The sequence below is a fragment of the Arthrobacter sp. MSA 4-2 genome (genome assembly GCF_016405885.1).
GTDB lineage: Bacteria > Actinomycetota > Actinomycetes > Actinomycetales > Micrococcaceae > Arthrobacter_D.
Window position 1 is genome coordinate 129,227 of sequence record NZ_JAEKGC010000011.1, and the last position, 12,493, is coordinate 141,719.

The 12,493-nt window shown below is 65.3% G+C and carries 12 protein-coding genes; 8 read left to right on the plus strand and 4 right to left on the minus strand.

Going from position 1 to position 12,493, the window contains the following annotated elements:
* The first annotated feature begins 292 nt into the window (after positions 1–292).
* The 3 genes from I6N91_RS13355 to I6N91_RS13365 all read left to right on the plus strand — a co-directional run bounded on the left by I6N91_RS13355 (position 293) and on the right by I6N91_RS13365 (position 2,603).
* On the plus strand, positions 293–739 hold the full coding sequence (locus I6N91_RS13355; protein WP_198813413.1) for a hypothetical protein: 447 nt from the start codon (positions 293–295) through the stop codon (positions 737–739).
* 249 nt (positions 740–988) lie between these two features.
* Positions 989–2,098: a spore photoproduct lyase family protein gene (locus I6N91_RS13360; protein ID WP_233091831.1), complete on the plus strand. Its 1,110-nt coding sequence runs from the start codon at positions 989–991 to the stop codon at positions 2,096–2,098.
* 67 nt (positions 2,099–2,165) lie between these two features.
* Positions 2,166–2,603 (plus strand): VOC family protein, encoded by a 438-nt coding sequence (locus I6N91_RS13365; protein ID WP_198813419.1) that lies wholly within the window; start codon positions 2,166–2,168, stop codon positions 2,601–2,603.
* A 7-nt stretch (positions 2,604–2,610) separates the two neighbouring features.
* On the opposite strand, the gene I6N91_RS13370 is transcribed toward I6N91_RS13365, so the two are convergent.
* Positions 2,611–3,267, minus strand: coding sequence for an isochorismatase family protein (locus I6N91_RS13370; RefSeq protein WP_198813422.1), 657 nt, complete (start codon positions 3,265–3,267; stop codon positions 2,611–2,613).
* 131 nt (positions 3,268–3,398) lie between these two features.
* On the opposite strand from I6N91_RS13370, the gene I6N91_RS13375 reads away from it, so the two are divergent.
* The 5 genes from I6N91_RS13375 (at position 3,399) to I6N91_RS13395 (ending at position 8,832) form a co-directional block, all read left to right on the plus strand.
* Entirely contained in the window at positions 3,399–4,364 is a 966-nt protein-coding gene (locus I6N91_RS13375) for a GlxA family transcriptional regulator (protein ID WP_198813426.1), read from the plus strand.
* A gap of 160 nt (positions 4,365–4,524) precedes the next feature.
* Entirely contained in the window at positions 4,525–5,871 is a 1,347-nt protein-coding gene (locus tag I6N91_RS13380; RefSeq protein ID WP_198813429.1) for a sensor histidine kinase, read from the plus strand.
* A 56-nt stretch (positions 5,872–5,927) separates the two neighbouring features.
* Complete coding sequence (locus I6N91_RS13385; RefSeq protein WP_198813432.1) at positions 5,928–6,626, plus strand: response regulator transcription factor; 699 nt, start codon at positions 5,928–5,930, stop codon at positions 6,624–6,626.
* Between the two features lie 89 nt (positions 6,627–6,715).
* Positions 6,716–7,597 carry an ABC transporter ATP-binding protein gene (locus tag I6N91_RS13390; RefSeq protein WP_198813435.1) on the plus strand — a complete coding sequence of 294 codons (882 nt, stop codon included), beginning with the start codon at positions 6,716–6,718 and terminating at the stop codon, positions 7,595–7,597.
* The gene (locus tag I6N91_RS13395; protein WP_198813438.1) at positions 7,594–8,832 is read left to right on the plus strand and encodes an ABC transporter permease; all 1,239 of its coding nucleotides are present in this window, start codon (positions 7,594–7,596) and stop codon (positions 8,830–8,832) included. Before I6N91_RS13390 ends, I6N91_RS13395 begins: the two co-directional genes overlap by 4 nt.
* 111 nt (positions 8,833–8,943) lie before the next feature.
* Here the strand turns inward: I6N91_RS13395 and I6N91_RS13400 are convergent, their stop codons facing one another.
* The 3 genes from I6N91_RS13400 to I6N91_RS13410 all read right to left on the minus strand — a co-directional run bounded on the left by I6N91_RS13400 (position 8,944) and on the right by I6N91_RS13410 (position 12,350).
* The gene (locus tag I6N91_RS13400; RefSeq protein ID WP_198813441.1) at positions 8,944–9,738 is read right to left on the minus strand and encodes an SGNH/GDSL hydrolase family protein; all 795 of its coding nucleotides are present in this window, start codon (positions 9,736–9,738) and stop codon (positions 8,944–8,946) included.
* 130 nt (positions 9,739–9,868) lie between these two features.
* On the minus strand, positions 9,869–11,020 hold the full coding sequence (locus tag I6N91_RS13405; protein ID WP_198813444.1) for an AI-2E family transporter: 1,152 nt from the start codon (positions 11,018–11,020) through the stop codon (positions 9,869–9,871).
* Positions 11,021–11,276: 256 nt separating this feature from the next.
* The gene (locus tag I6N91_RS13410; protein ID WP_198813447.1) at positions 11,277–12,350 is read right to left on the minus strand and encodes an alpha/beta fold hydrolase; all 1,074 of its coding nucleotides are present in this window, start codon (positions 12,348–12,350) and stop codon (positions 11,277–11,279) included.
* Positions 12,351–12,493: the final 143 nt, after the last annotated feature.

Below are 12,493 nucleotides of genomic sequence, written 5' to 3' on the forward strand. Positions count from 1 at the left end.
GGGGAGGATCTGTGCCGACTCTGTTGCAATGGCGGGCCGAGGTCTAGGCTTAACTTGCGCCTTGAGAGGCGGATCAGGAATGGCTTTGCTGGGAAGTCCGGACCGACCAAGTGAAAATTGCATCAGATGCACCTGAGAAGAACGGCTCCGGTCAAGGACGCCGGCTCCGCTCGAATTAAGTTGCATCCGCTCTGGGCAAGAGCGGACGGATCCGCCGGACATCCAGCCGCAGCGCTGATCGCGCGCCCCCTCCCCATCACCGCTCCGGCGTTTGTGGAAGTAGAAAATCATCATGAAAAAGTCTCTCAGCTGGAGGCTGTTGATCCTTGTTGCCGGGACGCTGCTTGGCCTGCTTGCGGGCCTGGGGCTGTCAGCTCCCGCGGTTGCTGCCCCCGTTCAGACTGTGGCCACTACGGATCACTATGACGACAAGGACGACGACAGCGAGCTCAGATTGAAGGTCGACCGCGACGGCAGACTGAAGGTCATTGGCGAGGATTACGAGGCCAAAAAAGTTTATGTGAAGATCGTCCGAACCAACCATAAGGACAGGGAACGGGTAATCGACGAGCGTGAGGTGTGGACCCGCCACGGCGATTTCAAGTTCGACAGCAAGAAGGCCAAGTGCGGCAATGAGTACCGGGCCTACAGCTACAGCAAGAAAGACGGCCGGGATAGGAGCAACACGCTCAAGATCGACTGCCGCAAGGGCGGCCACTATGGCCACTCTGGGGAGTAGTTCACACCGCAAACAGGCCTCCTAGACGGCTTGCCGGGCATCCCTTCGCCCACCCAGGGGACAGGGTGCATCACCAAACCACCGTGGACCCGGTGGAGGGTCATCAAACCCTCCGCCGGGTCCACGCCATTCCCGGGGCAGGTTTGTGCGGAATGGTGTGCTGAAGTGGCCAACCACTTCTGGCGCGGACGACCACAAATCCCAAGGTCTAGCGGAACATCGGGGTCCTCGAGATCGTTATACAAGGTAATGATGCCTTCTCAGGAAACCGACCTGACCTCCATCTCTCCCACGCGGTTGTGGGTCCCCAAACACGTGATGATCACGCGGGCCGCAGCCGACCTACCGCACACAGCCGAGATCATCAGACGTTGCGAGCGAGCCGGCGTCGACGACATCCGCTTCCTGACCGGAAATGCGCTGACGGGGCTCCGCGGCGCCAGCGACCGGGAGACCTACGCGTCCGCGAAGAACACGCTTGCAGTGGTCGTGGCCCCGCCAAGCGCCCTGAAACCTCAGCCCATCCCGCCGAGCGCTGACTGGCGCATCGACCTCGCCAGGGGCTGCCCAGCCCATTGCCAGTATTGCTACCTCGCCGGATCCCTCCAGGGGCCGCCCGTGACCCGCGTTTACGCCAATCTCGACGATGTGCTGGACGGAATACGCACTCACGCCGACCGGGGCTCCGTCACCCGCGGGACCCTTGAGCGCGGTGACGAGGGGACGACGTTCGAGATGTCCTGCTACACCGATCCCCTCGGAATCGAGACCGTGACCGGTTCGCTCGCTGCCGCGATCTCCCGCGTCGGGGCAGGTGAGTTCGGCAGTGACGTGCAGTTGCGGTTTACGACGAAGTTCGACGACGTCGGGCAACTGGTGACGCTCGACCATGGGCGTCGCACGCGGATCCGGTTTTCCGTCAATGCCGCGGACGTGGCGAACCGCTTCGAAGGCGGAACCGCGCGCATGCCCGCGCGGCTTGCCGCTCTCCGTGCGGTGGCGACGGCCGGCTACCGCGTGGGACTGACGATTGCCCCGGTCATGCCCATACCTGGCTGGCGGGAGCAGTATGGCGCGCTGCTGGACGACATCTCCGGGGCAGTCGCCGGCATCCCCGACCTCGACCTCACGGCCGAGATCATCACGCACCGCTTCACCCCCGCGAGCAAGGAGGTGCTGCTGGGCTGGTATCCAAGAACCAAGCTCGAAATGGACGAGGATTCGCGGAGCCAGAAGCGTTCGAAATTCGGCGGCGTGAAGTACGTTTACCCGAAGCAGACGATGACGGAAATGCGCGGCTGGTTCACAGAGGAATTGGAACGGCGCCTACCAGCTGCCCGACCTCTCTACTGGACCTGATTCGCCAGTGGGATGGCCAGCGGCCATGGCCGTGACGGGGCCGCCTTGACTTGCTAGCGTGTGGCGCATGCCCATCAAACTCGAGAACGTCGGCATCGCGGTCCGCGACCTCGAAGCGGCTATCGCCTTCTTCACCGACCTCGGGCTCGCCGTCCTCGGCCGCGACACGGTCAGCGGTGAGTGGGCCGACACCGCCGTCGGCCTCGACGGGAACCACGCCAAGATCGCCCTGCTCCAGACGCCCGACGGCACCGGCCGCCTGGAGCTCTTCGAATACCTCCACCCCGACGCCATCGAGACGGAGCCCACCCTGCCCAACGAGATCGGCATGCACCGCGTCGCCTTCTCGGTCGACGACATCGACGAGGCCCTCGAAATTGCGGCAAGACACGGCTGCCACCCGCTGCGCGGCGTGGCCACCTACGAGGATATCTACAAGCTCACCTACGTCCGCGGCCCCAGCGGCATCCTGGTGATGCTCGCCCAGGAACTGAACAAGACCTGACCCGTCGTTACCTCGGTGCTGAGGAAAGGGTCGAGGTGGCGCGGGCCGCGCCGGCCGCAGCCGAGCTTCCCAGGTCGCCTACGGGCAGTTCCTGCTGGGCGGTCAGTGCTGTCGTCCAGGCGTCCGTGGTGCCCACGGCGGCCCAGTTGGAGTGCAGCAGTGCCAGCAGGGTCGTGTGCACGGTTCTGGCGTCAGCGAAACCGGCATCGTTGGCGAGATTGATCGCCCCGGTGGCGTCGGAGAGGACCTCGGTGGTGAAGCCGAGGGCTTCGGCCTCGACGGCCGAGCCGAGGATGCAGTTGTTGGTCATGTAACCCAGGAGGGTGACGGTGTCGACGTCGTTCTCGTGCAGCCATGCTGTGAGATCGGTGCCGGCGTACACGGAGCCGTACTGCTTCACGATGCTCTTCCACGCGTCCGTGCGCCGGGCCTGGACCTCCGCGTGGAGTTCGAATTCCGGGGTTCCCGGGGCGAAGACGGGAGCTCCCTCGCCGGCGGAGTGCTGCACGACGGCGATGGGGATGCCTGCCGCGGTGGCCGCATCGATCGCTGCAGTGATGCGCGGCAGCGACTGCTCGTGCGGCGGGTACTGGATCTCGAGCGGACCGCTGAAGTACTGCTGCTGGACATCGACGAGGACGAGGGCGCGGCGGGGTGTGCTCATGGGGGGTTCTCCTGGGTAGGGGAGGCCAGTGATTGCCGGGTGGCGGTGATTCCATTCTTCACGGGGCAGCGGCTGGACAACAGTGGCACGCATGCCTAGGTACGATGGAATCAGGCCAAACAGGAGGGTTTATGCGTATTGCGGTGTACGCCTTCGACGGGGTGACGATGTTCCACCTCGCCGTCCCCCAGATGGTCTTCGATGAGGTCACGCGGCAGGGCCTTGGCGACTGGACGACCACCCTGTTCTCCGATAAGCCCGGCGCGGTCCGGACGGCCGAGGGGTATCAGCTGGCCGGAATCGAGGGCCCCGACGCTGCGGCGGGGGCAGATGTTGTGGTGGTGCCCTCGTGGTTCGACGACGGGCGCGCGCCGAGCGACACGCTGCGGACCGTGCTGCAGGATGCGCACCGGCAGGACGTCGTGATCCTGGGATTATGCCTTGGTGCGATTGCCGTGGCGGACGCCGGTCTGCTCGCCGGCCGTCAGGCCGTCACGCACTGGCAGGCCTTCACCACCCTGACCGAGCGGCACCCGGACATCCTCCTCGACCGTTCCGTCCTGTATATCGACCACGGGGACGTGATGACCTCGGCGGGAACGGCCTCGGGCCTGGACGCATGCCTTCACCTGGTGCGGACCCGGCTGGGAGCGGACGCGGCAAACAAGGTAGCGCGCAGCCTCGTCGTCGCGCCCCACCGCGAGGGCGGACAGGCACAGTACATCGAGCATCCGATACCCCAGCGATCCACCGATGACCCGATTGCGCGTTTGCTCGAGTGGGCGCTGGGCAACCTCCGCGGGCCGCTCACCATCGATGAGCTTTCGCAGCGTGCGCACATGAGCCGGCGCACTTTCGTCCGCGCGTTCCGGGCAGCAACCGGGACAACTCCGTCGGCCTGGGTGCGTTCCCGCCGGCTCGATGCCGCCCGCCGCTTATTGGAGACCACCGGTCTTTCGATCGATCAGATCGCCGCGGACTGCGGGTTCGGCAACGCGGTCACGCTCCGCCAGAACTTCGCGGCTACGTTCTCCACCACCCCGACCGACTATCGACGCCGCTTCGACACCCGCCCCTCCACACCGACCCTGCCCTGACGCCGTGGGTGGACCAGGGCCCCTACCCGCTGGGGTGTGCCCCGAAGGGCAGAGGTGAAGCTGCTGTTGGTCCTTCCGGACTAGACCTCTCGGGGGATCCGCCCGAAGGGCGGCTCTCGCTACACTACGCAGGGACGATCCGGAGGGTGCTGCTGTCGACATGCCAAACATTCTGAACCGTTTCCTGCCTCCAACGGGTTCCGAGGAGAGTCGGTGGGAGCGGCCCGGTCCCACCCGGGACCAGCAGCGCGCGGACGTCATCGGCGTCCTCATCTTCATCCTCGTGAGCGCCGTCGCACTTGAGCTGAGCCGCGGCGCGGGAGCGATGGCCGAGGAACGCAGCCCGATCTGGCTGCAGCACGCGGTTCTCGCCCTGATGATCCTCCCGCTCGTGCTGCGGCGCCGGTTCCCGGTAGCCGTGATGCTCGCAATGTCAGCCCTCTTCATCGCCCTGGGGCTGTGGATTCCCGTTCTTTCGCTTCAGCTCTCATACCAGGTGGCGTACTTCGCGTCGCTCTACTCGGCGGTGGCCTGGGCGAAGGACCGCCGGGTGCTGTGGCTTGGGACCACCGTGGTGGTGGTCGCGATGGCGCTGTGGCTGATTCTCGCGTTGACCGTGTCATCGACGTTCGACGGGCTGATCGAGAGCATCGAGGATGGTGACGAAACCTCGAGGGGGATCCTTGATCCACTCACCTCAATAGCGCTCTACAACTCGATCGTGAATATCGCGTACTTCGGGGGAGCCATCCTTGTCGGTCTGTCCTCCTGGCGGAACGCCCTGCAGCGGGCGCAGCTGGCGGAACAGGCCGAGAGGATCGTCCGCCAGTCCGCGGAGCTGGCCCGGCGGGCGGTGATCGAGGAACGCCTGCGGATTGCGCGGGAACTGCACGACGTCGTCGCGCACCATGTGTCGGTCATCGGAGTCCAGGCCGGAGCTGCCCGCCGTGTTCTGAACCGGAAGCCCGAGGTCGCTGCCGAAGCCCTCCACACGATCGAGCAGGTCAGCCGCCAGGCGGTGACGGATATGCGGGGCCTGTTGGGAGTGCTCCGCTCGGGCACCCTCGACGAAGACCCCCAGGAGAATGAAGGACGCCACCCCGGGCCGGGCCTCGCCGACCTTGATGCATTGGCCGAAAGCCAGCGCGCCTTCGGGCTGGAGGTTAATTTCGCCCGGGTCGAGGATGTTCCGGGCGCACTGGAGGAGGTGTCGGCGCCGCTCGCCCTGTCCGTGTATCGAACCGCCCAGGAGTCCCTGACCAACATCCGGCGCCACTCGACCGCGTCGGCCGCCGTGCTCACCCTGCGCACCGGACGATCGGGCGAGCAGCGCTGGGTCGAACTTGAGACTGTGGACAACGGCAGGCCGCGCCACCACGCGGAGTCCGGCTCCGGATACGGGCTGCAGGGAGTCCGCGAACGCGTGGCACTGCACCGCGGCACCGCTGAAATAGGACCCCGGTCCGACGGCGGGTGGCGGGTCCGCGCCCGTTTCCTGCTTCACTGAATCCGTAGAGCGCAGCCACCCCACCGCCGACCTCCAACACACCGGGAAAGACCGCAATGGATCCAATTCGAGTACTGCTTGCCGACGACCAGCGCCTGGTCCGCGCAGGTTTCGCCACGATGCTCTCCGTCGAGGACGATATCGAGGTGGTGGGCCAGGTGACCAACGGGCAGGAGGCAGTGGCCTTCGCGGCTTCCCAGAGCGTCGACGTCATCCTCATGGATGTGCAGATGCCGGTGATGGACGGCATCCGGGCCACCGAACTGGTCACGGCGGAGGGGCGGGGAAAGGTCATCATCCTCACCACCTTCGAACGCGACGATTACCTGTTCGATGCCATCCGCGGCGGCGCGAGCGGCTTCCTCCTGAAAAACGCCGATCCCGAGGATCTCGTCGCAGCGGTGAGGGCGGTTGCAGGCGGGTACGCACTGCTCGCACCCGAGGTCACGGTGCGGGTGATTCAACAGTTCGCCAGCCAGCTCGGCGGCGGGAACACTCCACCGGTGCAACGGCAGCCCAGCCCGGAACAGCGGCAGAAGCAGGCCCTGCTCGCTCCCCTGACCCAGCGCGAGAAGGAAGTCCTCACGTGCATGGCGGCGGGCCTGAGCAACGCGGAGCTGGCCACGAAGCTGTCCCTTGCTGAGGCGACAGTGAAATCCCATGTCTCTTCCCTGCTGGCGAAGATCCAGGTGCGCGACCGCGTGCAGGCAGTGGTCTTCGCCTACGAGAGCGGGCTCATTCGTCCGGGGGAATAAAAGTTCCACCTTTCGGCTCATCCCTCCCGGGGCCGGTCTCTATAGATTGAGTGCAGGACGCGATCCCACGGCTCAACGGAGGAACCCCCATGCTGCACGTGCAGAACCTGACCCGACGCTTCGGCGAGCACACCGCCGTCGACGACGTCACCTTCTCAGTCCCGTCAGCGAAAATGACCGGGTTCGTCGGTGCGAACGGCGCAGGAAAGACAACGACCATGCGGATGATCATGGGAGTGCTCACGGCGCACGCCGGGGAGGTGCTGCTCGACGGCCGCACCGTCACCGCCGACGACCGGGCAACGTTCGGGTACATGCCCGAGGAGCGCGGTCTCTACCCCAAGCAGCCCATCATCGATCAGCTCGTCTACCTCGGACAACTGCACCGGATGAGCCAGGGGGATGCACGATCCCGCGCCCAGGAACTGCTCGAACGCTTCCAGCTCGGTGACCGCCGAAAGGACAAGCTGGAGTCGCTGTCACTTGGCAACCAGCAGCGGGTCCAGATCGCAGCCTCACTCCTGCACCGGCCGTCGGTGCTGATCCTCGATGAACCATTCTCGGGACTCGATCCCGTCGCCGTTGACTCCATGGTGGAGCTTCTCCGCGAGCACACGGCCCAGGGGGTGCCGGTCCTGTTCTCCAGCCATCAACTCGATCTCGTGGACCGCCTGTGCGACAACCTCGTGATCCTGCAGAAGGGCCGGCTGGTGACATCCGGCAGCGGCGATGAACTCCGTGCCGCCGCCCCACGCCGCCACCGGCTCACTGTGTCGCCCGACGCCGGGTGGGTGCGGGAGGAGGCAGGGGTCACCGTGATCGACGTCGCGGGCCAGGACGCCGTGGTGGAACTAGACAACGACGACGCCGCGCAGCGGCTTCTTACCGCCGCCATGGCACGCGGCCGCGTGCACGAATTCAGCCGGATCCGGCCAACTCTCAGCGAAATCTACCGGGGGGTATCCCAATGAGCACCATCACAAAACCCCAGCACGCCGCGCACCAGCCCGAAGGTGCTCCGCCCTCCGCCCCGGGCGGCACCCAGCCGGCGTGGCTGATCGTGACTCTGCGCGAGGTCATGGTGAAGACAAAGGACCGCGGTTTCGCGATCTCCACCCTGGTGACCCTCGTGCTGATCGTCGCGGGCGTGGTGTTCAACGCCTACATGGACAACCGCGGCGAAGACTTCTCCGTCGCCGTCATCTCGGACGCCGGCCGGTCCGTGGTGGCGCTCGCGGACGAGGAAGGCAGGGCCGACGACGGCAACACCGCCTTCGAGGCGGTGGTTGTCGGGTCCGACGACGCCGCCCTGGACGAGGTGCGCGGCGGGGACGTCGACGCCGCGCTCCTACAGAACGAGGATGGTCTTTGGACGCTGACCGGCAAGGAGGAGGTCTCCCCCGGGCTGAGCGGCGGGCTCGGTGCCGCGCTGGAGAGCTTCGCCCTGAGCACCAACGCCGCTGCCACCGGAAGCTCCCCCCAGGAACTGCTCGCCGGGTCGGAGCTCGAACAATCGCTGCTCGAGGGCAGCACCGAGAACCAGGCCGTCGCCTCCGTAGCCGGGTTCGCTTTCGGCTTCCTGTTCTACATGGCGGCAATTATCTTCGGCCTGCAGATCGCGAACTCGGTCGTTGAGGAAAAGCAGAATCGGGTGGTCGAAATCCTCGCCACCGCCATTCCCATCCGGCAGCTGCTGTACGGGAAGGTCCTCGGCAACACGATCCTCGCCATGGTGCAGCTGGCGATGTACGGCGGAGCCGCGCTTCTCGCCCTCAACCTCACGGGCACGTCCGACCTCGTGGGCGGCATCATCCCGGCCTCCGGCTGGTTCCTCGTGTTCTTCCTCTTCGGATTCCTGATCCTCGCGGCAATGTGGGCGGTGCTTGGATCACTGGCCAGCCGGCCGGAGGACCTGAACAACAGCTCCGCGCCGGTGCTGGCGCTGATCCTGGCGGCGCTGGGCGCCGGCCTGTTCGCCACCGGGCAGCTGCTGGTCGTTGCTTCCTATGTGCCCGTGGTGTCATCGGTCGCAATGCCCATCCGCATGCTCAACACCGAGGTGGCCCTGTGGGAGCCGATCCTGTCACTGGTGATCGCGCTGGCGGCCGCGGCGGCACTCATCCACCTCGGCGAGAAGATCTACCGCCGTGCGGTGATGCAGCCCGGCGCCCTGTCCCTGCGCAAGGCGATGAAGCTGGAGCAGTAGGGGCGTGCCCCGCGGGGCGGAAGCCATGACAATCGACCCTCGGAGTACGTGTGACTTGATGGAACGTTTCGCCGTTTTCGGAGATGGTGTCCCCGCTTCAGGTGAAGGCTGCTAGGCCGGACCCTCCGTTGTGGTGACCCAACGTGTCTCTGCTGATTCGACGATGCTGAGCTTGGGCAGCTTAGCCACCCGTCCGTCTCCGGATGATCTCCCTCGAATACGGCGGTTGACCCAAGGCAGCACGTAAAACCACCACCACTGTGATTCAGTGCGGAACGTTCGGGGAGGCAGTGTCCCCTCCAGTGCCGCGTTCCAGTCAAAAGTGCCCGCGAGACCCAACACATCAGCCGCCCCCAGCGCGAGACGTTCGTGTCCCAGCTGGGAAAGATGGAGCCGGTCGACAGCCCAGGCCCGGGGGTCTTCGAAGACTGTCCCCTCGGTGCTGGCAAGCGAGAGGACACCCAACTGGTCGGACAACTGCCGGTAGATGGCGTTCAGGCGTCGTCGCCGGACGTCGATAAGCCTTCCTGCCGGCGATACGCCCTTCAGATCAGGAATCGGAACGAACATTACGTCGGTGCCTGATTCTCTGAACGCCGTGACCAATCCGGCGAGGCTGACTTGGAGGGCATCGAAGTCGACACGCGGACGCAGGATGTCATTCATACCGGCCGTGATGGTGACGAGATCCGGAGCAAGACTCAGTGCCTGGTCCAGCTGATGTTCGCGAACCTGGTCGGTCTTGTATCCGCGCACGGCAAGATTCGCATACTCGACGGGTCCGTGCTGAACGGTAAGCAGACCCGCGAGGCGGTCTGTCCATCCGCGCGGCGTTCCGTCCGGCCAGGGCAGGTCCCCAACCCCTTCGGACAAACTATCCCCGATCGCGATGTACCGATAACTCATAGTGGTTCCCTTGGTCGGAAGTTCCGGACGCCAGGCGGCCTTGCATCGGATCCCGGCGAGGAACCGGCCCGATCTGTCTCGAGGTGTGGAGTAAAGACTCCTTCGGACAGGCGCAGCACGCCCTCCCAGACTATGCCCTGGTCGGGGGCGTTGAAGCGGGTTCGAGCATCTGCTCCCTGGAGTACTGCAGGGCGACCATCACGACGGCGATGACGGGTGTGGCAAGAAACGCGCCAGCGATGCCGAACAGCGACGCGCCGGCCGCCACTCCAGTGAGGACTACAGCTGGGTGGAGCTTGAGGGACCTGCCGACCAGCAGCGGTTGCAGGACATTGCTTTCGATCTGCTGCACGAGCAGGACGATGCCCAGCACGATCAAGGCTGTAACCCACCCTTCGGCAAGGAGCGCCACGAGCGTGGCGAGGAGCCCGGTCGCGACGGCGCCGATCACCGGAAGGAAGCCGCCGAAAAATATCAGCACCGCCAACGGCAGAGCAAGCGGAACCCCGAGGGCCCAAAGGCCGACCCCGATGAACACGGCGTCCACGAGCGCTACTGCTGCCTGGGAGGATACGTATGCGGACAAGGTCTGCCAGCTCCTCGATGACACCCCCGCGGCATGGACGAACGCCGTGCCCGTCGTCCACCGCAGAAGCCATTCGGAGAATCTGTCTCCATCCTTGAGGCAGAAGAACGTCAGAATCAGCGTCAGCAGCACCGTCACCGTGATGGAACCGACCGTCTCGAGGCCTGTGAACAGCTGCGCCAGGATCTGACCCAGGTTCTCCTGCGGCCAGATGAGCGCCGATTCGAGGAGCCCGTTGATGTCCGCCTCCGTGAACCACAACGACTCCGCGAACTCGTTCAGGCTCCGGATGTTGTCCTTGGTGCCCATCGATAGTTCCCGCACCCCGTTCACGGACAGGGCGGCAGTTGCCCACCCTACCCCGACCGCCGCACCCACCAGCCCGACGATTGTGACGGTTGCAGCTCCCCCCGCGGGCAGGCCGCGACGCAGGAACTTTGTGACGGGCCAAAGTATCGACGACAGCAGCAGAGCCAGGATCAGCGGGAGGACGATCACCCACACCCTGAAAAGCAAATAGCACACGCCGATAACCGCAGCGGCAATGATCAGGATCCGTCCGAGGATCGGCGTCGCCGCTCTCAGGGCGGAAAGCAGCGCTCCGCGGCGGATACGCCGTGGTGTTCTCCGTAGTTCATTGGGACCGGGGCTTCCTTCTGCGGCGGCCGCCATCATCAGGTCGTGCTGCTCGGCCATTTCTTTCCTTCAAGTGAAGTGGTGGGTGCATTGTGCGTCACCGCAGTCACTTTATAGAAAGGTTCTAGGCAATTTCGTCCGCCAAATTGAGTACACGATGTACTCCCTTAGGACTATTTCCACGCCCTGACTGGTCACTTCCACCGGGGTGATGCCCGGCCGGTACCGGGGAGCCCGGGGGAACCGACCGCGGGCCAGCATGAACGAAGCCCATCACCGGGACGGTGATGGGCTTCGTGGGACTGCTGGTTGGGTGTTACTTGGTGTTGTTAGTGGGTGCCAGGAAGGTGTTCAGGACCTTGACCAGTTCCTCGGGTGCCTGCTCGGCGACCCAGTGGCCGGCGCCGGGGATGACGGCGGTCTGGACCTGCGGGGCGGCGGCCTTGATGCCTTCGGCGGCAGCCGGTCCCCAGCTGTTTTCTCCACCAATTCCGAGGACGGGGATGGTCAGCGGGGTCTTGGCGCGTTCGGCGTTCTGCGCGAGGGTGGCGTCCCACGCACGGTAGAGCCCGAAGCTGGCGCGCAGGGTGTCCTTGTCGCGGTTGTACTGATTGATGTAGTACTTGATCGCCTTATTTGGCAGGGTTTCCCCGCCGCCCTGGATCTTGAACTCGTAGCGGTAGAACGCGTCAGCGTTGCTGCGCACAAGGTCGATGATCAGCTCATCGTCGACCCGGTTGAAGGGGATGTGCCACAGCCGGTTGTTGGTGGCCTCGTCGAGGAACAGCGGCGGGCCCTGGGGGGTGATCCCGGGAGGGCCCGGGATCTCGGCGCCGGCGAAACGCTCGACCCGGTCACGGTGATCGGCGGCCAAGGCGTAGCCGATGATGTACCCGGTGTCGTGGCCGACCACGGAGAACTTCTCGTGACCGAGTTCGGTCATCAGGGCGGCCAGGTCATCGGCCAGGGTTGCGGTGTCGTAGCCGTCCTTGGCTTTTTCGGTCAGGCCGATACCGCGCTGGTCGACGGCGATCACGGTGTGGTCCTCGGCCAGCGGCCCCATCACTGAACGCCATGCCGAGGAATCCTCCGGCCAGCCGTGGACCAGCAGCACGGCCGGGCCCTCCCCGCCGACGACTGCGTGCTGGCGGATTCCGTTGGCCTCTACGAAGCGGCTCTCGAAGGTGTCACTGAAACCCGCGGGCAGCTTCTGCTGCCCACTGGTCACCCAGCTCTTCGCATCCGCCTTGGACTCAGAGGCCCCGGCGGACACCGTACCGATCACGAGCGCAGCGGCGACCGCGGCCGCGGCGCCGATCCACCGGCCGCGGCTTCGCCGGGCCGAACGCGACGACACCGCGTCTTGATTTGAACTGGAAGGGTTGTACATGGGGGTCCCCTTTCATGAGACTCACCGAAGGCAAGGAGTGTTCGTGGCCAGGCTTGCCGGTTAGACGCGGCCGGGGAAGCGGGTGGTGATTTCCTGGAGGATGAACTCGTTGCCCTCGGGGTCAGTGAAGATGGCGAAGGAGA

Coding starts and splice junctions, on each gene's coding strand:
- I6N91_RS13400 (WP_198813441.1), bottom strand. CDS start 9,738: ATGAGTTATCGGTACATCGCGATCGGGGATAGTTTGTCCGAAGGGGTT.
- I6N91_RS13375 (WP_198813426.1), top strand. CDS start 3,399: ATGCGTATTGCGGTGTACGCCTTCGACGGGGTGACGATGTTCCACCTC.
- I6N91_RS13410 (WP_198813447.1), bottom strand. CDS start 12,350: ATGTACAACCCTTCCAGTTCAAATCAAGACGCGGTGTCGTCGCGTTCG.
- I6N91_RS13390 (WP_198813435.1), top strand. CDS start 6,716: ATGCTGCACGTGCAGAACCTGACCCGACGCTTCGGCGAGCACACCGCC.
- I6N91_RS13370 (WP_198813422.1), bottom strand. CDS start 3,267: ATGAGCACACCCCGCCGCGCCCTCGTCCTCGTCGATGTCCAGCAGCAG.
- I6N91_RS13405 (WP_198813444.1), bottom strand. CDS start 11,020: ATGGCCGAGCAGCACGACCTGATGATGGCGGCCGCCGCAGAAGGAAGC.
- I6N91_RS13380 (WP_198813429.1), top strand. CDS start 4,525: ATGCCAAACATTCTGAACCGTTTCCTGCCTCCAACGGGTTCCGAGGAG.
- I6N91_RS13385 (WP_198813432.1), top strand. CDS start 5,928: ATGGATCCAATTCGAGTACTGCTTGCCGACGACCAGCGCCTGGTCCGC.
- I6N91_RS13395 (WP_198813438.1), top strand. CDS start 7,594: ATGAGCACCATCACAAAACCCCAGCACGCCGCGCACCAGCCCGAAGGT.
- I6N91_RS13360 (WP_233091831.1), top strand. CDS start 989: ATGATGCCTTCTCAGGAAACCGACCTGACCTCCATCTCTCCCACGCGG.
- I6N91_RS13365 (WP_198813419.1), top strand. CDS start 2,166: ATGCCCATCAAACTCGAGAACGTCGGCATCGCGGTCCGCGACCTCGAA.
- I6N91_RS13355 (WP_198813413.1), top strand. CDS start 293: ATGAAAAAGTCTCTCAGCTGGAGGCTGTTGATCCTTGTTGCCGGGACG.